We start from the raw sequence: 21,636 nt of genomic DNA on the forward strand, positions 1-21,636 counted from the left end.
CCTTCATGTCCCGTTTTTTCAAGTTTGCGTCTGGCGCTCCTGTTGCAGGGCAAGCACTGTATGCGCTGGCTATGCTGGGTGCTTTGGGCTCACTCGCGGGCTGCGCAACGCAGACTGGGAGCGTGGATGCCTCTCTTTCCGGTGCCATACAGACGCCTTCGGACGATACCGACGAGCGCAGACGCGCGACGACGCGGTTGGCGTTGGCCTCCGGTTATTTTGAAAATGGTCAGTACACGGTTGCTCTCGACGAGGTGAAGCGCGTGCTCCAGATCGACCCGGGGTTTGGAGATGCCTACAACCTGAGTGGCATGATTTATATGGCACTCCAGGACATGCAAGTCGCGGAAGCGAATTTTCAGCGTGCCATCAGTCTCAACCCTCGAGACGCCAATGCCTTGCATAACCTTGGATGGCTGCAATGCGAACAACGCCGCTATGGTGAGGCGGTGCAGTCTTTCCAGAGGGCCTTGGCGGTGCCCGGCTATCCTGAACGCGCCCGTACGCTATTGACCCAGGGTATCTGCGAGGCGCGCTCCGGAGATCGCGTTGCGGCCGAGGCCACCCTGATGCGCTCCTATGAGCTGGATGCTGGAAATCCGATCACGGGTTACAACCTTTCGCAGCTCTTGTATCTGCGTGCTGACTATCCACGTGCACAGTTCTACATTCGGCGCCTGAACAACAGTGCGCAGGCGAATGCGGAATCGCTTTGGCTAGGCATCAAGGTGGAACGACGCATGAACAACAGCCAGGCCATGCAGCAACTGGCCTCGCAACTGCAGAGGCGATTCCCGCAATCGCGCGAGCTGCAGTCTTACGAACGTGGATCTTTCGATGACTGAGAACGAGATTACATCCAGCCAGACTCCCGAGAGAGTCGAGGTGGCCGAGATGGCAGAGAGAACCGAGGCTCAAACGGAGATTTCCGCCGGCGCCATGTTGCGTCAGCTGCGAGAGTCGGCTGGAGTGCATGCCGCTGTGCTGGCCAGTGTGCTCAAGGTGCCTCAGCAGAAGCTTGAGGCACTTGAATCTGATCACCTGGATCAGTTGCCCGATGTGACCTTCGCGCGTGGTCTGGCTGCAGCCATCTGCCGTGCTTTTGACGCGGACCCTGCGCCGGTGCTGGCACGCATGCCCTCTGCGGGGCATGGTCTGCGCACTCAAAATACAGACCTCAACCAGACATTTCGCCGGGCCAGTGATCGCCCCACGCCAATATTGAAAACCGGCCTTTCCAAGCCGCTGTTGGTAGTGGTTGGGCTGCTGTTGGTTGGCGCTGCTTTGCTGTGGTTGCTGCCTACTCTGCCAATTCAGCTTGGCGAGCCCACGCAGAGCATCAATGCCGATGGTAGCGTGAGTGAGAGCGTCACCCCTGGGCCGCCGGTGGAAGCCGTCGCTCCGGCAGAGCCGCCGGTCGCCGTCGCGTCAGCCGAATCGGCACCTGTTCCCGTTCCCGCTCCCGCTGCGGGGCCTTCAACCACATCGCCACCAGCGGTCGCAAATGATCAGCTTCTCGTCATTGTTGCGACTGCGGAAACCTGGATTACCGTGCGCGACGCGGCCGGCAAATCCATCTTCAATCGCGCAGTTGCAGCGGGAGAAACAGTGAACATGACGGGGGCGTTGCCGCTGGCCGTCACTATTGGGCGCAAGGACGCGGTGACTGTGAAAGTGCGAGGGGAGCCTATGGACATTCGATCCTTGGGCGCATCCAATGTGGCGCGTTTTCAAGTCAAGTGAACCATGGGGCAAGTAACCATTGAGGTACTTCGATGAACAGCGCTGAATTCCTCCCGATCGAATTGGCTTCCCCTGCACCACGTCGCACGCGTCAGGCGCGCGTGGCATGGGGAGACCGCGTTGTCACCGTAGGGGGCGATGCTCCGGTACGAGTGCAGTCGATGACCAACACCGACACCGTCGACGCCATTGGAACCGCCATTCAGTGCAAAGAACTGGCGCTGGCGGGCAGCGAGATGGTTCGCATTACTGTCAACACGCCAGAAGCGGCCGCGCAAGTGCCCTATATCCGCGAGCAACTGGATCGTATGGGTGTTGATGTGCCCTTAATCGGGGATTTTCATTACAACGGACACCGCCTGCTCACCGATTTTCCTGAATGTGCCAGGAGCTTGAGTAAGTACCGGATCAACCCGGGTAACGTTGGCAAGGGCGACAAGAAAGATCGCCAGTTCGGGCAGATGATTGAGGTCGCACTCAAATGGGACAAGCCTGTGCGCATCGGCGTCAACTGGGGTAGTCTAGATCAAGAGTTGCTCGCGAGCCTGATGGATGCCAACAACAGGCGTGCCAAGCCCTGGGAGGGGCGGCAGGTCATGTACGAGGCGCTGATTACGTCAGCCATCGAGTCGGCGCGCGCTGCTGTCGAGCTGGGTATGAGTCCCGATCAGGTCATCCTGAGCTGCAAGGTTAGCGGTGTTCAGGATCTGATCGCGGTGTATCGGGAACTCGCACGTCGCTGCGACTATCCGCTGCATCTGGGCCTGACCGAAGCTGGCATGGGTACGAAAGGAACCGTGGCCTCCAGCACCGCACTGGCTATATTGCTTCAGGAGGGCATCGGTGACACCATCCGCGTTAGTCTCACGCCCCAGCCTGGCGAAGCCCGCACCCAGGAAGTAGTGATTGCATCTGAAATACTTCAGTCACTCGGGCTGCGCGTGTTCGTGCCCAGCGTGACCGCTTGTCCTGGCTGTGGGCGAACCACCAGCACCACATTCCAGGAGTTGGCCAAGCAGATTGACGATTATTTGAGAGCACAGATGCCGGTATGGCGCACGCAATACCCCGGCGTGGAAACGCTCAAGGTGGCTGTGATGGGCTGCATCGTCAACGGGCCAGGAGAAAGTAAGCATGCCGACATCGGCATCAGCTTGCCTGGCACGGGCGAGGCCCCGGCCGCCCCGGTGTTTATTGACGGCGAGAAGGCCATGACACTGCGGGGTGAAAACATAGTCACTGAATTTCACTCCATTGTCGAGCGCTACATTGCGCAGCGTTTCGGTACCGTGGCCGGATCCGTGTGAGTGAATCCTGCAGACGGTCGACCGTCACAGACTCCGGGATGCTTGAGCCGCGTCAGACACTTCAGACACTTCGGGCTCTCTAGATTCCCGGGGCTATCTAAACTCTATAAATTCAAAAAACAGCCAACTCGGACGGAGTTGGTTGTCACGAAGACTGATTTGCGATGTCAAAAGAAAAACAGATAACCGCCGTAAAAGGCATGAACGACATACTTCCGCCGGAATCGGCGCGTTGGGAGTGGCTGGAAGAAGTGGTCCGGGGCGTGATGGCACGCAGCGCCTACCGCAATATCCGGACTCCGATCATGGAGCACACGCAACTGTTTACGCGTGGGCTGGGCGAGGTCACGGACATTGTCGAGAAAGAGATGTACTCTTTCCAGGATCGTGCAGATAAATTCGGCGATGCTGAGCATCTCACGTTGCGGCCGGAATCCACGGCTGGGGTGGTGCGCGCGGTCAGCGAGCACAACCTCTTGTATGAAGGTGGCAAGCGGCTCTACTACATGGGGCCCATGTTCCGTCGTGAACGCCCTCAGCGCGGCCGTTATCGGCAGTTTCACCAGATTGGAGCGGAGGCCTTGGGTTTCGGCGGGCCAGAGCTTGATGCTGAATTGATCCTCCTGGCTGCGCAACTTTGGCACGAACTCGGCATCAAGAACTGGCGCCTCGAACTCAACTGCCTGGGGCAACCCGAGGAGCGACGTGAGCACAGGGCTGCGCTCATTGCCTATTTTGAAGCCCACGCTGAGCAACTTGACGAGGATGCGCGCCGCCGCCTGCATTCCAATCCGCTGCGTATTCTCGACACCAAGAACCCGGCGATGCAAGCTTTGGTCGAAGGCGCTCCCCGGCTGATCGATTACCTGGGTGAAGGTTCGCAGAAGCACTTTGAGGCGGTGCAGGCTATTTTGCGTGCCAACGGCATTGAATACAGCCTCAATCCTCGTCTGGTGCGCGGACTGGACTACTACAACCTCACAGTGTTTGAGTTCATCACGGAAAAACTGGGTGCACAAGGTACTATCTGTGGCGGCGGACGCTACGACTATCTGATCCAAGAAATCGGCGGCAAGCCGGCTCCTGCCGTAGGGTGGGCGCTCGGGGTCGAGCGCGTGCTCGAACTCCTCAAAGAAGAGGGCGTATCATCTCCGGCACTTGCACCCGATGCCTATGCGATCATCCCGGATGCGGCAGCGCTGCCTGTCGCCATGCAATGCCTCCAGGCTCTGCGTGCTGCTGGCATCGCGGTGCAAATGCACGCTGGCACAGGGGAGGGTATGGGTAGCATGAAAAGCCAGTTCAAGAAGGCCGACGCAAGTGGCGCACGCTATGCCCTGGTTTTCGGCGCTGACGAACTGGCTGCCGGTGAAGTGACCGTCAAAGCACTGCGCGACGGTACCGGCGCGCAGCAACGCCAATCCCTCGACCAGGCGCGCGCTTGGGCTGGTACCCTGGGGCAACCCCTAAAATCCAACGCTTGAATCGGATTATCTACATATGGCCACAAATTTTGACCTGGAAGAACAAGAGCAGATCGATGCGATCAAGCACTTCTGGAAACAATGGGGCAACATCATCACCTGGGTGCTGATTGTGGTTCTTGGCGCCTACGCAGCCTATAACGGCTGGCAGTATTGGCAGCGTTCGCAAGCTTCGCAAGCGGCATTGATGCACGATGAATTGCAACGTTCCGTCAGTTCAGGCGACCCGGCTCGAATCGAGCGTGCACTGGCCGACATGAAGGAAAAATTTGGAAGCACAACCCAAGCCGCGCAGTCTGGTCTGGAGGCCGCCAAGGCGCTCGCTGAAAAAGGCAAAGTAACCGAAGCCAAGGCAGCCCTTGCCTGGGTCGCTGAAAAAAGCACCGATGACGGCCTCAAGGCCGTGGCTCGATTGCGTTTGGCATCTCTCCTGGCAGGCGAAAAAGCCTACGACGAGGCCCTCAAGCAGCTTGCGGGCAGTTTCCCGGCAGAGTTCGTGCCACTGGCAGCCGATCGCCGCGGTGATGTCTTCCTTATGCAAGGCAAGCGCGCTGAGGCAGCCGCCGAGTTTGGCAAGGCCTATCAGGGTATGGCCAAGACAGGTGGCGACTACCGCCGCCTTGTCGGCATCAAACTGAATTCCCTGGGCATCGATCCCGAGTCGGGCACGGGAGGTGCAGCATGATCGAGGGAACTCGTTCTCCTCTCGCGCGTGCACTGGCACTGGTATCTTCTGTGCTAATGGCTGCCGCAGTGGCAGGCTGTGCTGTCGGTACGCCGCGGCCCACACCGGCGCCATTGCCTGCCAACATCACGCAGATTGGCGTCCGGCAGGCTTGGGCCGTGAAGGTGCCTACGGTGGGTTTTCCGCTGCAAGTGAGCGCCCAGGGCAGTCAGGTCGTGCTGGCCAGCGACGACGGAACTGTGATTACGCTGGACGCGGCCACTGGCAGGGAGTTGTCCCGGGCAGCCGTGGGCGAACCGTTGGCGGCCGGAGTCGGCAGCGATGGCCGCATCAACGCCGTCGTCACCCGGTCCAATCAAGTGGTCGCGCTTCAGGGTGGGCGCGAACTGTGGCGCCACAAGCTGGGCTCGCAAAGCTACACCGCCCCGCTGGTGGCGGGCGGCCGCGTATTCGTACTGGGCGCCGACCGATCTGTAACAGCCTTTGACGGCCGCAATGGCGCACAGTTGTGGAACCTGGCACGTCCGGCAGAACCGCTTGTGCTCCGGCAGGCAGGGGTGCTGCTGGCAGTGGGTGACACATTGGTGGCTGGCCTTTCTGGGCGGCTGGTGGGAGTCGATCCCGACACCGGCAGCGTGCGCTGGGAGGCTCCTGTGGGCGCTTCTCGTGGCACAAACGACGTAGAGCGGTTGGTGGATCTGGTCGGGGGTGTCAGGCGCCAAGGCACCGAAGTCTGCGCACGCGCGTTCCAGACCGCGGTGGGCTGCATTAACGCCGCCAACGGCACACTGCGCTGGAGCAAGCCGGCCAATGGCGCCACCGGACTGGCCGGAGACGCTGATCTGGTGTTTGGCGCAGAGTCAGACGGCAAGGTTCTGGCTTGGCGCTCCGCGACAGGTGAGCGCGCCTGGCTCAACGACAGCCTGCAATGGCGTGTGCTGACCAGCCCTCTCGTGCTTGGTCGATCAGTCATTTTCGGCGACAGCACCGGCCTGGTGCACATGCTCTCGCGCGAAGACGGGGGGTCACTAAACCGATTGACCACCGACTCATCAGGCATTGCGGCGGCCCCGGTTGCAGCTGCCGACACGCTCGTCGTAGTGACGCGCGCAGGCGGTGTCTTCGGCTTTGTGCCGGAATGAATTACAGAGCAGGAAACCAATGCCCGACGCGGCTAAGCCAGCTGCGCGGGAGGTCATCAGTATGAAACCCGTTATTGCCATTGTCGGTCGTCCCAACGTCGGAAAATCCACGTTGTTCAACCGCATGACCAAGAGCCGCGATGCCATCGTGGCGGATTTTGCCGGACTCACCCGAGACAGGCACTATGGTCAGGGGCGCCTTGGCAAGCGCGAGTACATCGTGATCGATACCGGCGGTTTCGAACCCGATGCCGAGAGCGGCATTTTCAAGGAGATGGCCAAGCAGACCCGCCAGGCAGTGGCCGAGTCCGACGTGGTTATTTTCGTGGTTGATGCCCGTGGAGGCCTCTCCGCGCAGGATCATGACATCGCGAACTACCTGCGTCGCCTGGGCAAACCCTGCATGCTCGTGGCCAACAAGGCAGAGGGCATGCGGGAAGGCATCAGGCTGGCTGAGTTCTATGAACTCGGACTCGGTGAGGTGCTGCCCGTATCGGCAGCACACGGTGAAGGGGTGCGCAGTCTGATTGAGTTGGCGCTGGACGCACTCAATCTGCCTGAGCTCGATGAGCCCGAAGCCACGGAAGATGCGCCTATCCGTCTGGCTGTTGCCGGTCGGCCCAATGTGGGTAAGTCCACCCTCATCAATACATGGTTGGGCGAGGAGCGGCTGGTTGCGTTCGACATGCCTGGTACGACGCGCGACGCCATCTCAGTGCCGTTTGAGCGGGCAGGGCAGCGGTTTGAGTTAATCGACACAGCAGGTCTGCGCCGCAAGGGCAAGGTGTTTGAAGCGATCGAGAAGTTCTCCGTCGTCAAGACGCTACAGGCCATCGAGTCGGCCAACGTGGTGCTGCTTCTGCTGGATGCCACGCAAGGCGTGACAGACCAGGATGCTCATATTGCCGGCTTTGTACTCGAGGCAGGCCGTGCCGTTGTGCTGGCTGTCAACAAGTGGGACGCCATCGATTCCTATCAACGTGAATTGGTGCAGCGCTCTATCGAGACGCGCCTGCCATTCATGAAGTTTGCAGAAGTGCATTTCATCTCGGCTCAGAAGCGCCAAGGCTTGGGTCCCCTGTGGGGATCTATAGCGAAAGCTTACAAGGCTGCGAACCGCAAGATGCCGACACCGCAACTGACACGCCTGCTTCTGGAAGCCGTGCAGTTCCAGTCGCCCAAGCGCAGCGGAATGTTCCGTCCGAAGATGCGTTATGCGCACCAAGGTGGCATGAATCCTCCTGTCATCGTGGTTCATGGCAATTCCCTTGAAGGGGTTACCGACGCCTACAAACGCTATCTTGAAGGGCGTTTCCGCAAAGCCTTCGACCTTACGGGTACGCCGCTACGGGTGGAGATGAAGTCCTCCCATAACCCGTATGCGGAGTCTCCCTGAGATCTCCCTGAGAGTGTGTTCAAAGTCTCCTCGCGCCTCCTTGCGTCGAGACGTTGAGCACGCCTAGGGATGCCCTGCATAACCCTCGCGAGTCGGAGGTAGTGCGGATCGGGATGAGGCGCAAGGCGTCTTTTTGCAGCCAATAGCCCAGCTATTGGGAAGAAAAGCAACGCTGCGGATCGCCCGAGGCCGTGCTGCCACAGACCGCAGGGAGTTATGCAGGGCATCCCTAGTGTCTTTTTTTGCCATCTGGCGGAACCATAGCGCAGAATTGCGCTCTGATTTGAGTTCGGTTAGTTTTCTTTTTCGCCCTGTTTTAGGGCAGATATGTAGGCCGAATTCGCCAATTGGCGTAAATCGCGTCATATTGGTTCTCTTGAGATGGGTTTTACCGCCCCCATGTGGTAAGTTCCATTCCTTTTCATTTCAACAAAATTCTTGAACACGGAGAATATCGTGAGCAACAAAGGGCAACTTCTACAAGACCCGTTCCTAAACACTCTGCGCCGCGAACACGTGCCAGTGTCCATTTATTTGGTCAATGGCATAAAGTTGCAGGGGCAAATAGAGTCGTTTGATCAATACGTGGTGCTGCTGCGCAACACCGTCACCCAGATGGTCTACAAGCACGCCATTTCTACCATCGTCCCGGGTCGTGCTGTCAATTTCTCGGTTGCCACCGAGACTCAGGAACCCGCTCAAACTTGACCGGTTTCCCGCTATCGCTTCCGCTGAATGCATTCGACCGCTTTCTAACTTGCGTAGTAGCTTGCATAGTCTTTCCGGAAGGAGCTTCAGGCGGCAGCGTTAGCGACACCAGAATTCATTTGCATACTCTTTCCTCGCACCTCAAAAATTTTGGCAAACGCTGATCAATCCAATGGTGCCTCTGCCGTGCTGGTGGGTGTGGACCTCGGTGCACCACATTTTGACGCAGAACTGGAAGAGCTTGGCCTTCTTGCCGAAACTGCGGGCCTGCATCCCGTGGGGCGCCTGACCTGCAAGCGCAAGGCGCCTGATGCAGCCTTGTTTGTGGGTAGCGGCAAGGCTGAGGAAATCCGTGCGCTTGCCACCGAACAGGGTGCCAGCGAAGTTCTCTTCGATCAGTCGCTCAGTCCCGTGCAGCAGCGCAACCTCGAACGTGTTATTGGCCTGCCGGTCAATGACCGCACGTTGCTGATCCTCGAAATCTTCGCGCAACGTGCGCGTAGTCACGAGGGTAAGCTTCAGGTCGAGTTGGCTCGCCTGCAGTATCTGAGCACCCGCCTGGTGCGCCGTTGGAGTCACTTGGAGCGTCAGCGAGGCGGTATCGGTACCCGAGGGGGGCCGGGCGAAACTCAAATCGAACTCGACCGGCGAATGATCGGCGAGTCGATCAAGCGGACCAAGGATCGTTTGGTGAAAGTCAAGCGGCAGCGTCAGACCCAGCGTCGGCAGCGAGAGCGCCAGGGAGCCTTCAATATCTCCCTGGTCGGCTATACGAACGCTGGAAAATCAACCCTGTTCAATTCACTGGTCAAGGCCCGTGCTTACGCGGCCGATCAGTTATTTGCCACGCTCGACACCACAACTCGGCAGCTTTACCTGGGAGATGCCGGCTATTCGGTTTCTCTTTCAGACACCGTGGGTTTCATTCGCGACCTTCCGCACGGCTTGGTCGATGCCTTCCAGGCGACCTTGCAAGAAGCCGTTGATGCTGATTTATTGCTGCATGTGGTAGATGCCTCCAATCCGGGCTACCACGAACAAATGGCTGAGGTGCAGCGGGTGTTGAGGGAGATCGGGGCTGATGGCGTACCGCAATTGCTGGTATTCAACAAGCTTGACTCACTTGATAGCGCGCGCCGCCCACTCGCTCTGCAGGACTTGATCGATCTCGACGGTCAACCTGTCGGGCGTGTGTTCGTCAGTGCAAAAACGGGCGAAGGACTTCAGCTTTTGCGTGCTGAGCTTGCACGCCGGGCCTTGGCTTCGCGCGAGACGCGTGGCGAAAGCCAAGAGGAAAAATCCACCAACTTGACCGACCTGACCGGAAGTGCTCTCACCATTGGGCACAATCACGGGTTGCACAGTAGAGACCCAGACGAATGAATGATCGCTTCAGTACCCTGCGCCCTGCTTCCTGGCTTGGTCGTATGCAGGGCATGTTCAATCTCAACGACCAGCGTTGGGGACGTGGTGATGAGCCGCCCTCCGGCCAAGACGAATCGCGCCCGCCGGCAGACGACACCGGATCGTCGGCCCCGAATCGCCCGCAGCAACCGCTGCGTGGCGTTGGTGGGGGTGGCGGCGGAGGCGGAGGCAGGGGGCCTAATCAAGGCCCGCCTGATCTCGACGAACTCTGGCGTGATTTCAATCGCAAGCTGAGTGGCCTTTTTGGCGGCAAAGGCGGCGGTAATGGTGGCCGGGGAGGTGGAAATAACTACCAACCCGATATGAAGAGTGCAGGCCTTGGCATCGGCGTGATCGCCGGTATCGCGGCCCTAATCTGGTTGGGTACGGGCTTCTTCATTGTGCAGGAAGGCCAGCAAGCAGTGATCACCCAGTTCGGCAAATACAAGGCCACAGTGGGCGCAGGCTTCAACTGGCGTATGCCGTATCCGGTTCAGCGCCATGAAACAGTGCGCGTCACGCAGATTCGCTCGGTCGACGTGGGTCGAGACAGCGTCATCAAAACGACCGGTTTGCGCGAATCGGCCATGCTGACGGAAGACGAAAACATCGTCGAGATAAAGTTTGCTGTGCAGTATCGCCTGAACGACGCCCGCGCCTATCTGTTCGAGAGCCGGAGTCCGGACGAAGCTGTGGTGCAGGCCGCCGAGTCTGCTGTGCGTGAGGTGGTCGGCAAGATCAAGCTTGATTCGGCTTTGGCCGAAGAGCGCGATCAAATTGCGCCACGAGTGCGAGACCTCATGCAGATCATTCTGGATCGGTACAAGGTTGGCATCGAAGTGGTCGCCGTGAACATGCAGCAGGGTGGTGTGCGTCCGCCTGAGCAAGTGCAGGCTGCATTCGACGACGTGCTTAAAGCTGGCCAGGAACGAGAGCGCGTCAAGAATGAAGCACAGGCCTACGCCAACGATGTGGTGCCGCGTGCCATTGGTACGGCAGCTCGACTCACGCAAGAAGCAGAGGGCTACAAATCTCGTATCGTGGCGCAAGCAGAAGGTGATTCGCAGCGCTTCACTTCTGTGCTGGCTGAATACCAGAAGGCGCCACAGGTCACGCGTGATCGTCTCTACCTGGACACCATGCAGCAGATCTATAGCGGGGTCAACAAGGTCCTGATCGACAGCCGAAGTGGCGGAAATCTGATGTACTTGCCTCTAGACAAAATCATGCAGTCGGCGGGCGGCCCTGCCGGCACCGACGCGACCACGTCTCCAGTCAACTCTTCCCCGGCCGCGCCCGCTGCGGTGCCGCCTGCCACAGACGCACGCTCCCGCGATGCTGCACGCAGCCGCGATCGCGAATCCAGATAAGGGCAACAGATGAACAAAATCGGATTCATCGGAACCGCAGTCATAGTGTTGCTGGGTTTGCTCAGCTCCACCCTCTTCGTGGTTGACCAACGACAGTTTGGTGTGGTTTATGCACTTGGCGAGATCAAGGAAGTCATTACCGAGCCGGGGCTTAACTTCAAGCTGCCCCCGCCATTTCAGAACGTTTCATACATTGATAAGCGTCTTCTCACGCTCGATAGCGTCGACACCGAACCCATGCTCACGGCCGAGAAGCAACGGGTCGTGATCGACTGGTATGTCCGTTGGCGCATTACTGATCCGGGTGCCTACATCCGGAACGTGGGCCTCGACGAGAATGCCGGCGCCATGCAACTCAACCGGGTGGTGCGCAACGCGTTCCAGGAAGAGATCAACCGCCGAACAGTGCGCGAGCTCATTTCTACCCGTCGCGAAACGCTGATGGAAGACGTCAAGCGTGAGGTGCTTGAATCGGTCAAGGGTGAGAGGCCTTGGGGCGTAGACATTATTGACGTGCGTATCACCCGCGCGGATTATGTTGAGGCCATTACAGAATCTGTGTATCGCCGCATGCAGGCAGAGCGCCAGCGGGTTGCCAACGAGCTTCGTTCGACAGGCGCTGCGGAAGGCGAAGCCATTCGCGCCGCTGCAGACCGTCAGCGCGAGGTGACAGTGGCCAATGCCTACCGCGATGCCCAGAAGGTTCGCGGTGAAGGCGACGCCGCGGCCAACCGTATCTACGGTGAGTCATTCGGCAAGGATCCTCAGTTCGCTGAGTTCTACCGTAGTCTGGACGCCTATAAGGCAAGCATCGGCAAGAAGGGTGATGTATTGGTGATTGATCCATCCTCTTCCGAATTCTTCGATGCCATGCGTGGCTCTCCCTTGAAGCGCTGAGGCTCGGGCTCCTGAGGGCCGCTTCGGGCGGCCGCGCAGAGGCTGTTCCGGGGTGCCTGAACGTGTGGAGCCACTCATGCAATGCCCCCCGATCCGACTGGTTCCGGGGGAACCTTTAGAATCACGTTTTTAACAGCCCCCCAAAAGCCATGTCAGCCTGGCTCCTGCCGGATCACATAGCCGATGTTTTGCCCTCCGAGGCACGGCACATCGAAGAATTGCGCCGCTTGTTGCTGGATACCGCGCGTGGCTACGGCTACGAGCTGGTTATTCCGCCATTGGTCGAACATCTGGAGTCCCTGCTAACCGGCACAGGTGAAGCGCTTGGTCTCCAAACCTTCAAACTGGTCGATCAGCTCTCAGGCCGTTCGCTGGGTTTGCGTGCCGACACCACGCCCCAGGTCGCACGAATTGATGCTCATCTGCTGGGCCGCAAGGGTATTACCCGCCTAGCCTATTGCGGCCCCGTCATGCATGTTCGCCCTGAGCGACCTCATGGTACTCGTGAGCCCCTGCAACTCGGGGCAGAGCTTTACGGGCATGCGGGCCGGGAGGCTGATCTCGAGATCATCTCTCTCGCTCTTGATTGCCTGCAAGCGGCGCGCATAGAAAGCCCCAGCGTCGATCTGGCCGATGCACGCATAGTGCGCAGTCTGTTGTCCGGTGTCACTGCGGAGGTTGCGCTCCTGGAAGAGGTTCACGCAGCGCTGGCCAACAAGGATGCAAGTGAACTCGGGCGCCTGACACGCGAATTTCCTGCTTCGGTCCGCAATGGTCTGCTGGCGCTGGTCCAGTTGTACGGCGACGAAAAAGTGCTCTTGGAGGCGGAGAGAAGCCTCGAATCAACCCCCTTGGTGCAAGAAGCTCTGACCGATCTGAAATGGCTGGCAGCGCGGCTTGAGGGGGTCAAGACCACTTTCGATCTGGCAGACCTGCGCGGATATTCCTACTACAGCGGCGCTCGTTTCGCGGTTTACGCCCAAGGGGTTGGGGAAGCACTGGTGCGCGGTGGCCGCTACGACGGCGTTGGCGCGGTCTTCGGGCACAAGCTGGACCGTGACCGTCCTGCCGTCGGCTTCAGCATGGACTTGAAATGCCTGGTGCGAGCAGCCTCGCCGCTGCCTCTGAAAACCGCTATTCGCGCTCCCTGGAGCGACGCACCAGGTCTGCGCTCGGCAGTGTCAGCATTGCGGGGTCAGGGTGAAACCGTGGTCTGCGCCCTGCCTGGCGACGAGAGCGAAATCGACGAATTCCGCTGCGACCGCGAGTTGCTTCAGGTGGGCGGGCAGTGGGTGGTGAGAACAGCAGATCAAGCTGCGGTAGCGCCGCGGGCATGAAAGACGACGCCGCTGGCCGATGTCTTTGCCTCGCCGCGGCCCAGCATGAAATCAAGGTAAACAGGACTCAGGATGAAAACCACTAACGGACGTAACGTTGTCGTCGTCGGCACGCAATGGGGCGACGAGGGCAAAGGCAAGTTGGTAGATTGGCTGACTGAAAGCGCTCAGGGCGTAGTGCGCTTTCAAGGCGGACACAACGCGGGCCATACGTTGGTTATTAACGGCATCAAGACCGCGCTGCATCTGATCCCCAGCGGCATTATGCGCGCCGGGGTCAAGTGCTATATCGGCAACGGTGTCGTCCTTTCTTGCGCCAAGCTTCTCGAGGAGATAGAAGGGCTGGAAAAGGCTGGCGTAGAGGTGCGTGACCGCCTGCGCATCAGTGAAGCCTGTCCACTGATTCTGCCCTTTCATGCCGTGCTCGACGTGGCGCGAGAATCCGCGCGTGCGAGCGGCGGTAACGAGAAAATCGGCACCACGGGGCGCGGCATTGGACCCGCATACGAAGACAAGATCGCTCGCCGAGCCTTGCGCGTTCAAGACCTGAAGTACCCTGACCGTTTTGCGGCCAAACTGCGCGAATTGCTGGCACTGCATAACCACATGCTGACCACATTCCTGGATTCGGCCAACCTGGAGTTCGGGGAAGCTCTGCAGCCCTACCTGAAGGATGGCGCTGTTCAGTACGACGTGGTGTACGAGGAAGCCATGCGGCATGCCGCCTTGATCCGGCCCATGATCGCGGACGTTTCCCGCGAGCTGAACGAAGCAAATTTGAGCGGCGCCAATTTGCTGTTCGAAGGCGCTCAGGGCACCTTGCTCGACGTCGATCACGGTACGTATCCGTATGTCACTTCCAGCAACACGGTTGCGGGCAACGCTGCCGCGGGTTCAGGTGTCGGCCCGGGCATGCTGCACTACATATTGGGCATTACCAAGGCGTATTGCACTCGCGTCGGTGGCGGCCCTTTCCCAACCGAGCTTGATTGGGAAACTCCCGGCACCCCCGGCTACCACATGAGCACCGTCGGCGCCGAAAAGGGCGTGACCACCGGGCGTAGCCGGCGTTGTGGCTGGTTCGACGCTGCGCTGCTCAAGCGCTCGGCGCAAGTCAACGGCCTGAGCGGGCTGTGCATCACCAAGCTGGACGTACTCGACGGACTAAGCGAGTTGAAGCTCTGTGTGGGCTACGAGCTCGACGGCGAAACCATTGATATCCTCCCGCTGGGCGCGGATGAAATCGCCCGCTGCAAGCCGATCTACGAAACCCTGGAAGGCTGGAGCGAAAGCACGGTTGGTGTGACCGAGTACGACAAGCTGCCGGTGAATGCGCGCCTATACCTTCAACGTATTGCGCACACCACTGGTGTGCGGATCGACGTCGTTTCCACCAGCCCCGATCGGGACCACACCATCATGATGCGGCATCCCTTCCTGGAGGGTTAAGGTGCTGTCATTCCTGAATCGCCCATAAATCAAGGAACCAAACGATGTTGACAGAAGACGGCAAGCATCTTTACGTCAGCTACGACGAGTATCACAACCTGGTGGAGAAGCTCGCCATCAAGGTGCACCAGTCGGGCTGGAAATTTGACACCATCTTGTGCCTGGCACGCGGTGGCATGCGGCCGGGGGATATTCTCTCGCGCATATTCAGCGTGCCGCTGGCCATCATGTCCACCAGCAGCTATAGGGCCGAGGCTGGCAAAGTCCAGGGCCACCTGGACATTGCGCACTACATCACGACGCCGCAGGGGCAGATAGCCGGGCGCGTATTGCTGGTCGATGACTTGGCCGACACGGGTGTTACCCTGAAAGCGGTGGTTGATCGCCTGAGAACCAATTACGAACCCATTACCGAGTTGCGCACGGCGGTGATCTGGAAGAAAGGCTGCTCCAGCTTCACGGCTGACTATGCGGTGGAGGATCTTCCTACCAATCCCTGGATTCACCAGCCGTTCGAAGCCTACGACAACATGACGCCAGAGAAGTTGCTGGCCAAGTGGAAGATCTAGCCCCCTAGTCTCGTAAGTGGTGCGCCTGGGCGTGGGTGCGGCGCTGATAGGTGCGTGATCTCGGGGGAGTCTGCATCTTCTTCGGTCAGAATGCGTCATACCGGATTATTCAAGCAACCATGACTGCACCCGCCACAAAGCTCATTCATCATCCGTACAGCCCACCAGAGGGCTTCGCCGCGCCTCAGCCAGGCATATTCAAGGCTTCCACCATCATTTTTCCCAGTGTGGCGGCCATGCGCACGCGCGACTGGAGACATAAGAGCGGCTATACATACGGCCTGCACGGTACCCCCACCACCTTCACGCTGGAGGAGCGCATTGCCAGCCTGGAAGGCGGTTTGCAATGCGTGCTGGTGCCCAGCGGACTCGCGGCCATCGCCAACGTGGCGCTGGCGCTTCTGAAGTCTGGCGATGAGGTCCTGATTCCGGATAACGCCTATGGTCCCAGCAAAGCGCTTGCCGAGGGGGAACTGGCTGGCTTTGGCATCACGCACCAGTTCTACGACCCGATGAGTCCCGCTGACTTGTCCGCTCGTATCAACGAAAGAACCAAGCTCATCTGGCTTGAGGCTGCTGGCTCGGTGACGATGGAGTTCCCGGATCTGCTCGGTCAGGTGCGGATTGCAAGAGAGCGTGGTGTCATCTGCGCGCTCGACAACACCTGGGGTGCTGGGCTGGCATTCAATGCCTTCGATCTCGACGGCAAAGGGCTTGGCGTGGACATTTCGGTTCACGCGCTCACCAAATACCCTAGCGGCGGTGGCGATGTACTCATGGGTAGCGTGACCACGCGCGACGAGGGATTGCACGTAAAAATCAAGTTGACCCATATGCGTTTAGGCTTTGGGGTAGGGGCGAACGATGCGGAGGCTATCTTGCGCGCATTGCCCAGCATGAGCCTGCGCTACCGCGCTCAGGATCAGGCTGCCCGTACTCTTGCGCACTGGTGCGCTGAACAGCCGCAGTTTGCTCGGGTGCTGCACCCAGCCTTGTCTCAAGCCCCGGGACACTCGCACTGGAAGGAAGTATGCGGAGCCGCAGATGCTTCAGCAGGCATCTTCAGCGTGATTGTGGATGAACGGTTTACGTCCGCTCAGGTCGATCATTTCTGTGACGCCCTGAAGCTCTTCAAGATTGGCTTCAGCTGGGGTGGTGCAGTTAGTTTGGTCATGCCGTATGCCCTGGGTGAAATGCGCTCCAAGCCCCAGGCCCATTTGGCGCGGGGCTTCGTGGTTCGCTTTTGCGTGGGTCTGGAAGCGGCCACCGACCTGCGGGAAGATTTGGCGCAAGCGCTGAAGGCCGCCTTGTCAGCCTAGGACCCTGTAGAAATTGGAAATCGCTCCAAGTCCGACAGGTTTCCAGTATTTGGGTAAATCACCCTTGGTGCAGGGGTCGAGACGGATTCGATCACGCCCCCGATTCATCGCCCCAATCCCTTACGCAAGGCCTCACGCGAAGTCCGGTTTGCTTACGGGCAGAGCGGCAGTGGTAACTTGCTGGGCCACGGATGCAAGTTCCTCTTTTTGACCCGAGGTGATCGCGAACTTCACGTCATGCGCTGCGTCACCTGAGCTGTCATTGGTATGGCGTGCATAAAAAGCCTGTACATCGCCATCGTCGTTCAAATCAAATACACGACCGCTTTGGCCGCAAATGATGAACATCCGGTCGTCAGAACCTTGCGATCCGGGGCCTAGATTGACCAGATTCATGGCGTGGGAGTATCTGCCATTGACCCCCGAAACAGGCACCGAAATGGCCGCTAGTTGTCCGGGCGCAACCATAGATTTCAGTTTCTCAAGATAGTGCCCGCCATCGTCGCGGCTAGAGAACGCGCCGCTGACATCTTCGAACACAACGTTGAATAGGCCCGCTTCACCCATTGCCACCTGAAGCAACTGCGGGCTTTGGCCGTCCTTGTCTTGGCTGGCGAGGATCTGGTGAAGTGTTAGGTCCACGGCGCGTGTGCAATATGCGCAGTTCAACGGAAGGCCAACCCCAAGCAACGGGGCCAGCGATTTTTTCTCATAACACTCCTTAAGTGCCGAAACAAAGCTATTCCAGGCGAACGACGCCCAATTGGGGTTTGTGTTCTTGGCGATGAATTGGAGCGTTGATTTTGGATCTTTATCCAGTTCGCCATCCCGGAGTCTTTCCGTCAGCTCATTTTGAATGGCGCTGTCAGCGGGTTTATATGACTCTGCAGCGGGCTTGCAAGAGGCAGCCTCGCCATCATCGGCGCTGAATTCAACCCAGTCATCTTCTGGGAATTCGGTATCCAGTTCGGCTTGGTCAAGCTGCCATGTTTCATTTTCAGAAACTGAAATAGATCTACTGGGGGGCAGGGTACTGGCAGGATTCGCGGTGATGCTAGTCATAGGTTTCACTTGTTCTCGGCAGCAGGTTGACGGCACTTGATTAGGAACACCAAGGCCACGAGAGTTCCTTTATTGCTCAGCACCATTATCATGTTGCCAAGTTCCATTTTTTTGGCCGTGAACTCGACCCTTTGCACCGAATGACCGACCAAGTCCCTGCTTCGACCGATTCACCCACCGATCACTCTGGTACCACGGCAGAACCAGGTTACGTGCCTTACGTGCCGCCACCCTCCACCGTGCCGCAGGCGCTGATGGTTCCGCTTGGTTTTGGCGATCCGCTGCGCTGGCTCTACAGAGGGTGGAAGGATCTCGTGGCCGCGCCGGGCATCGGCATTTTCTACGGTGTCTGCTTCTGGCTGATGGCCATGTTGCTCACGATGGTGTTTCGCAAGCAGCCTGAGTATGTGATGTCGATTGCCTCGGGCTGTTTGCTGATAGGGCCGTTTCTTGCCATGGGCCTGTATGAGGTGAGTCGCCGTCGGGATCTTGGCATATCGCCGGAATTCGGTGCTTCGCTCACATGCTGGGACAGCCACATACGCAGCATGGCGATGCTCGTCCTGGTGCTCATTGTGCTGGAGTTGCTCTGGGGCAGGGCGTCGCTGGTCGTCTTCGCGGTATTCTTCAACACCGGCATGCCTTCCACGACGGGGGTGCTGCAGGCGATTTTCAATCCTGAGAACATTGAATTTGTGCTGGTGTACTTGGCGGTGGGTGGTATCTTCGCTATGCTGGTGTACTCGACGGCGGTGGTGTCTATCCCGATGATCCTTGACCGAGACACCGATGCCATTTCGGCTGCTATTACCAGTATCCGGGTGGTGTTTGCCAATCCGCTCACCCTGCTTTGGTGGGGCATATTGATTACGCTTCTCGTCTCGCTTGCGCTCATTCCCTGGGGGTTGGGATTGATCGTCGTGGGGCCGTTACTGGGCCATGCAAGCTGGCACGCTTACCGGGGCGCCGTACGCTGGCAGGCCCCTGTTTCGGGTTCACCGGCGGAGATGGTAAAGTGACTACTGACTATAAGGATTAGCACATTGGCAACACCGAACTACGGCTTTGAGAAGCGCCAGCGCGAACTGGCCAAAAAGCGCAAGAAAGAAGACAAACTGAGGGCCAAGGCCGACCGAAAAGTCGATCATCCTGAAGGCGAGGACGAGCCCATGCCCGATGAAGCCAACCCTGCCGCGCCTGGTGCGGCGGAGGGGGGCCGAGTGGTGGTGGTTAGTCGCGCGTCTGCCTGAAAGCAGCCACGGCCCTTCGCAAGCGTCAACCAATTCCGGCGGCCTAGCGTTTTCGAGAAATGCATGTAATTTCATGCTGAACTTGGGGTTCTCCTCATGAAGACGTCTTCTCTTCTGCTGGTTTTGGGTACGTTGTTTGCCGGAGCGGCCTTCGCACAGGCACCGTCCACGGCCGCACCCGCTACAGCAGCACCGGCTGCGGCAGCTCCAACTGCGGCGGCACCCTCCAAGGCAGCGCCCCCTGCATCGGCACCTTCCAAAGCAGCCGCTACTGCAGCAGCACCGGCTGCAGCCAACGCGCCCACCGTGAGAGCTGTCTGCAAGGATGGCACGGCCTTTGAAGGCACCACAATGCGCGGCGCCTGCAGCGGCCACGGAGGTGTCGACAAAGGCGCTGCCGGTCAGGTGTGGGTGAGCGAGGGTTCCGATGTCTATCACTGCAAGGGCGACAGACTTTTTGGCAAGACCAAGGGTGGTCAATACATGAGCGAATCAGACGCCAAGGCGAAGGGCCTTCGCGCCGTCAAAGGCAGCAAGGCGTGCGCTCCATGAAGGAATAGCGGCCCTTTTTGCTTTCCGGCGAGATTCCATGCGCTGTAGATGAGTCTCATGAGCCTCTCAGCCACCTTCGGGCAAGCGGCGTTCCGGGGAGAAACAATGAGGGTTTGCTTGTAGGAGCGGCTTCAGCCGCGATGGGTTTCCTTCGGAGCACAAGGCGCCATTGATGACGGTGACCCTTCGCGTCTGAAGCCGCTCCTACAAAGACAGAGGCGATGGAGGCCGTTTTGGGCTTTCAAAGTTTTGATTCTCATGAGGTTTTCTTAGACATGCCGCTTTCAAGCGCAAGAATCTCGGCACAGTTGAGATCCAAAGTTTCCTTGCTCCGGTTTTCCAGATAGACGGCCTGCGCGTCATCAAAGTGTGCGAAGTTGCGCCGTGTCGAATTGGCGTAGCCTGGGTCGTAATGGAGTCGAAGCAGTTCACGCACCACGGGCTTGAACTGGCCGGCACTCACCATTGCTTTCCACTCCTCAACCACAGCTTTACCCCGCTGCATGGTCAGTGCCTCCAGCCTCTCGCAGAAGAAGTCGGGGTCGGAGACGAAGAAGGGGTAATCTTCAAGCAAAAGTTCGACGCGCTCGTCTTCGGGTAACTCCACCCGCAAGCACTTGCTGGCTCTCATGGCAGTGATCAGGCTGTCGGGCAGGGCCACGTTCCCCACCTTCTTGCTTTCCGCTTCCACATATACAGGCTGCGCTGCATCGAATTTTTGCAGAGTTTGCCAAAGCAGGGTGTCAAAACGCTTTTGCGAGGGTTGCGGCTGGCCAGGAATCATGCCCAGCACCGAAGCCCGATGAGAGGCTATGCCTTCCAGATCGAGCACCTGTGCCCCCGCTTGAGCCAGCGCATGCAATAGGCGAGTCTTCCCCGACCCAGTGGGCCCGCAGACGACCCGGTAGCTCAGCCGTTGTGCTTGTGCGTGAAGGTCTTCCAGCATGGTTGCGCGAAAGGCTTTGTAGCCGCCTTCCACCACATGTACACGAAAACCGATCTGCCCCAGTACAAGTGCGAGGGAACTGCTTCGATGGCCACCGCGCCAGCAGTAGACGACGGGGTGCCAGTCCTTGGGCTTGTCTTGCACCTCGCGCTCGATGTGGCGGCCGATATTCTTGGCCACCAGTGCGGCGCCAAGCTTCCTGGCTTCAAAGGGGCTTACCTGCTTATACAGCGTGCCTACTCGTACACGCTCCTCGTCGTTCAGGCTGGGCCAGTTTTCAGCTCCTGGCAGTCGGTCAAGATTGAACTCGCTCTCACTGCGAGCGTCGATGACGGCGTCGAACTCGCTCAAGCGCGCAAGAGTGTCCGCGGCAGAGATGCGTATGACACTCACTTGAGCAAAGTCCTCAGGGTTGGCCACAGGTTGGCCAGGATGATCGGGTGCGCCTCGGCCGTGGGGTGGATGCGGTCAGCCTGGAAAAATTTGAGGGCGTCTGGCTGGTCTGCCACATCCTTCAGCATGAAGGGGACCAACGCGGTCTTGCGGGCTTTGGCCACCTTTTCGAACAGCGCTGAAAATCGATTTCCGTAGTCCGCCCCATAGTTGGGTGGCATTTGCATGCCCACCAACATGACCTTGGCACCGGCCTCTTGCGCGGCACGAGCCAGGGCTGTGAGGTTGTCTTCGGTCATGCTCAAGGGAAGGCCGCGCAGGGCGTCATTGCTGCCAAGCTCGATTACGACCACGCTGGGCTGGTGTGTCTTCAGCAGTGCGGGCAGGCGGGATCGGCCTCCAGAGGTGGTGTCGCCCGAGATGCTCGCATTCACCACCTTGGCAGAAATTTTCTCGGACTGGAACTTCTTTTCAAGAAGTGCAACCCAACCCGTGCCCCGTGCCAGCCCATACTCAGCGCTGAGCGAATCGCCCAGCACCAGAACCACGGGCGGTTTGCCTGCAGCGAAAACCCCGAGCGGAAGGCCGGCAAGGGCGAAGCGGATAAAGTGTCGTCGATACAA

General features: G+C 58.9%; 21 protein-coding genes. 18 read left to right on the forward strand and 3 right to left on the reverse strand.

The genetic code is table 11. The features are described 5' to 3' along the window. Positions 1-5 precede the first annotated feature (5 nt). The 15 genes from pilW to AAAK34_RS09445 all read left to right on the forward strand — a co-directional run bounded on the left by pilW (position 6) and on the right by AAAK34_RS09445 (position 16,810). Positions 6-845 carry a type IV pilus biogenesis/stability protein PilW gene (gene pilW / locus AAAK34_RS09375; protein WP_431777961.1) on the forward strand — a complete coding sequence of 280 codons (840 nt, stop codon included), beginning with the start codon at positions 6-8 and terminating at the stop codon, positions 843-845. Beyond that, entirely contained in the window at positions 838-1,743 is a 906-nt protein-coding gene (locus AAAK34_RS09380; protein WP_231694991.1) for a RodZ domain-containing protein, read from the forward strand. Before pilW ends, AAAK34_RS09380 begins: the two co-directional genes overlap by 8 nt. A 32-nt stretch (positions 1,744-1,775) precedes the next feature. Then, entirely contained in the window at positions 1,776-3,050 is a 1,275-nt protein-coding gene (ispG, locus tag AAAK34_RS09385) for a flavodoxin-dependent (E)-4-hydroxy-3-methylbut-2-enyl-diphosphate synthase (RefSeq protein WP_231694990.1), read from the forward strand. Positions 3,051-3,214: 164 nt separating this feature from the next. Then, entirely contained in the window at positions 3,215-4,534 is a 1,320-nt protein-coding gene (gene hisS / locus AAAK34_RS09390; protein WP_231694989.1) for a histidine--tRNA ligase, read from the forward strand. A gap of 16 nt (positions 4,535-4,550) precedes the next feature. Further along, complete coding sequence (locus AAAK34_RS09395) at positions 4,551-5,219, forward strand: tetratricopeptide repeat protein (protein WP_231694988.1); 669 nt, start codon at positions 4,551-4,553, stop codon at positions 5,217-5,219. Then, on the forward strand, positions 5,216-6,361 hold the full coding sequence (bamB, locus tag AAAK34_RS09400; RefSeq protein WP_231694987.1) for an outer membrane protein assembly factor BamB: 1,146 nt from the start codon (positions 5,216-5,218) through the stop codon (positions 6,359-6,361). The genes AAAK34_RS09395 and bamB overlap by 4 nt, the downstream gene beginning before the upstream one ends. 61 nt (positions 6,362-6,422) lie before the next feature. After that, on the forward strand, positions 6,423-7,757 hold the full coding sequence (gene der / locus AAAK34_RS09405) for a ribosome biogenesis GTPase Der (RefSeq protein ID WP_231694986.1): 1,335 nt from the start codon (positions 6,423-6,425) through the stop codon (positions 7,755-7,757). A gap of 456 nt (positions 7,758-8,213) precedes the next feature. Continuing rightward, positions 8,214-8,465: an RNA chaperone Hfq gene (gene hfq, locus AAAK34_RS09410; protein ID WP_231694985.1), complete on the forward strand. Its 252-nt coding sequence runs from the start codon at positions 8,214-8,216 to the stop codon at positions 8,463-8,465. Positions 8,466-8,615: 150 nt separating this feature from the next. Next, a complete protein-coding gene (gene hflX / locus AAAK34_RS09415) occupies positions 8,616-9,848 on the forward strand; it encodes a GTPase HflX (RefSeq protein ID WP_231694984.1) in 1,233 nt (410 codons plus the stop codon). Beyond that, positions 9,845-11,239: an FtsH protease activity modulator HflK gene (gene hflK, locus AAAK34_RS09420; protein ID WP_231694983.1), complete on the forward strand. Its 1,395-nt coding sequence runs from the start codon at positions 9,845-9,847 to the stop codon at positions 11,237-11,239. The genes hflX and hflK overlap by 4 nt, the downstream gene beginning before the upstream one ends. 9 nt (positions 11,240-11,248) lie before the next feature. After that, positions 11,249-12,136, forward strand: coding sequence for a protease modulator HflC (hflC, locus tag AAAK34_RS09425; RefSeq protein WP_231694982.1), 888 nt, complete (start codon positions 11,249-11,251; stop codon positions 12,134-12,136). A 149-nt stretch (positions 12,137-12,285) separates the two neighbouring features. Further along, entirely contained in the window at positions 12,286-13,473 is a 1,188-nt protein-coding gene (locus tag AAAK34_RS09430; protein ID WP_231694981.1) for an ATP phosphoribosyltransferase regulatory subunit, read from the forward strand. A 72-nt stretch (positions 13,474-13,545) separates the two neighbouring features. Beyond that, on the forward strand, positions 13,546-14,922 hold the full coding sequence (locus AAAK34_RS09435; protein ID WP_231694980.1) for an adenylosuccinate synthase: 1,377 nt from the start codon (positions 13,546-13,548) through the stop codon (positions 14,920-14,922). Between the two features lie 44 nt (positions 14,923-14,966). Then, positions 14,967-15,491: a phosphoribosyltransferase gene (locus AAAK34_RS09440; protein WP_231694979.1), complete on the forward strand. Its 525-nt coding sequence runs from the start codon at positions 14,967-14,969 to the stop codon at positions 15,489-15,491. Positions 15,492-15,610: 119 nt separating this feature from the next. After that, positions 15,611-16,810, forward strand: coding sequence for a PLP-dependent transferase (locus AAAK34_RS09445; protein ID WP_231694978.1), 1,200 nt, complete (start codon positions 15,611-15,613; stop codon positions 16,808-16,810). A 132-nt stretch (positions 16,811-16,942) separates the two neighbouring features. On the opposite strand, the gene AAAK34_RS09450 is transcribed toward AAAK34_RS09445, so the two are convergent. After that, positions 16,943-17,872 (reverse strand): hypothetical protein, encoded by a 930-nt coding sequence (locus AAAK34_RS09450; RefSeq protein WP_231694977.1) that lies wholly within the window; start codon positions 17,870-17,872, stop codon positions 16,943-16,945. A gap of 140 nt (positions 17,873-18,012) precedes the next feature. On the opposite strand from AAAK34_RS09450, the gene AAAK34_RS09455 reads away from it, so the two are divergent. The 3 genes from AAAK34_RS09455 to AAAK34_RS09465 all read left to right on the forward strand — a co-directional run bounded on the left by AAAK34_RS09455 (position 18,013) and on the right by AAAK34_RS09465 (position 19,674). Further along, entirely contained in the window at positions 18,013-18,891 is an 879-nt protein-coding gene (locus tag AAAK34_RS09455; RefSeq protein WP_431777962.1) for a DUF2189 domain-containing protein, read from the forward strand. A gap of 24 nt (positions 18,892-18,915) precedes the next feature. After that, the gene (locus AAAK34_RS09460) at positions 18,916-19,122 is read left to right on the forward strand and encodes a hypothetical protein (RefSeq protein WP_431777963.1); all 207 of its coding nucleotides are present in this window, start codon (positions 18,916-18,918) and stop codon (positions 19,120-19,122) included. A gap of 96 nt (positions 19,123-19,218) precedes the next feature. After that, on the forward strand, positions 19,219-19,674 hold the full coding sequence (locus AAAK34_RS09465) for a hypothetical protein (RefSeq protein WP_231694975.1): 456 nt from the start codon (positions 19,219-19,221) through the stop codon (positions 19,672-19,674). A 256-nt stretch (positions 19,675-19,930) separates the two neighbouring features. Here the strand turns inward: AAAK34_RS09465 and mnmH are convergent, their stop codons facing one another. Continuing rightward, positions 19,931-21,013 (reverse strand): tRNA 2-selenouridine(34) synthase MnmH, encoded by a 1,083-nt coding sequence (gene mnmH, locus AAAK34_RS09470; RefSeq protein ID WP_231695180.1) that lies wholly within the window; start codon positions 21,011-21,013, stop codon positions 19,931-19,933. Then, positions 21,010-21,636: an arylesterase gene (locus AAAK34_RS09475; protein ID WP_431777964.1), complete on the reverse strand. Its 627-nt coding sequence runs from the start codon at positions 21,634-21,636 to the stop codon at positions 21,010-21,012. The genes mnmH and AAAK34_RS09475 overlap by 4 nt, the downstream gene beginning before the upstream one ends.

It is taken from the genome of Ottowia caeni (assembly GCF_050821495.1).
Lineage (GTDB): Bacteria > Pseudomonadota > Gammaproteobacteria > Burkholderiales > Burkholderiaceae_C > Ottowia > Ottowia caeni.

Coding starts and splice junctions, on each gene's coding strand:
- AAAK34_RS09430 (WP_231694981.1), top strand. CDS start 12,286: ATGTCAGCCTGGCTCCTGCCGGATCACATAGCCGATGTTTTGCCCTCC.
- AAAK34_RS09435 (WP_231694980.1), top strand. CDS start 13,546: ATGAAAACCACTAACGGACGTAACGTTGTCGTCGTCGGCACGCAATGG.
- hflK (WP_231694983.1), top strand. CDS start 9,845: ATGAATGATCGCTTCAGTACCCTGCGCCCTGCTTCCTGGCTTGGTCGT.
- hisS (WP_231694989.1), top strand. CDS start 3,215: ATGTCAAAAGAAAAACAGATAACCGCCGTAAAAGGCATGAACGACATA.
- pilW (WP_431777961.1), top strand. CDS start 6: ATGTCCCGTTTTTTCAAGTTTGCGTCTGGCGCTCCTGTTGCAGGGCAA.
- bamB (WP_231694987.1), top strand. CDS start 5,216: ATGATCGAGGGAACTCGTTCTCCTCTCGCGCGTGCACTGGCACTGGTA.
- der (WP_231694986.1), top strand. CDS start 6,423: ATGAAACCCGTTATTGCCATTGTCGGTCGTCCCAACGTCGGAAAATCC.
- ispG (WP_231694990.1), top strand. CDS start 1,776: ATGAACAGCGCTGAATTCCTCCCGATCGAATTGGCTTCCCCTGCACCA.
- hflC (WP_231694982.1), top strand. CDS start 11,249: ATGAACAAAATCGGATTCATCGGAACCGCAGTCATAGTGTTGCTGGGT.
- AAAK34_RS09450 (WP_231694977.1), bottom strand. CDS start 17,872: ATGACTAGCATCACCGCGAATCCTGCCAGTACCCTGCCCCCCAGTAGA.
- AAAK34_RS09455 (WP_431777962.1), top strand. CDS start 18,013: ATGACCGACCAAGTCCCTGCTTCGACCGATTCACCCACCGATCACTCT.
- AAAK34_RS09395 (WP_231694988.1), top strand. CDS start 4,551: ATGGCCACAAATTTTGACCTGGAAGAACAAGAGCAGATCGATGCGATC.
- AAAK34_RS09465 (WP_231694975.1), top strand. CDS start 19,219: ATGAAGACGTCTTCTCTTCTGCTGGTTTTGGGTACGTTGTTTGCCGGA.
- AAAK34_RS09380 (WP_231694991.1), top strand. CDS start 838: ATGACTGAGAACGAGATTACATCCAGCCAGACTCCCGAGAGAGTCGAG.
- AAAK34_RS09445 (WP_231694978.1), top strand. CDS start 15,611: ATGACTGCACCCGCCACAAAGCTCATTCATCATCCGTACAGCCCACCA.
- AAAK34_RS09440 (WP_231694979.1), top strand. CDS start 14,967: ATGTTGACAGAAGACGGCAAGCATCTTTACGTCAGCTACGACGAGTAT.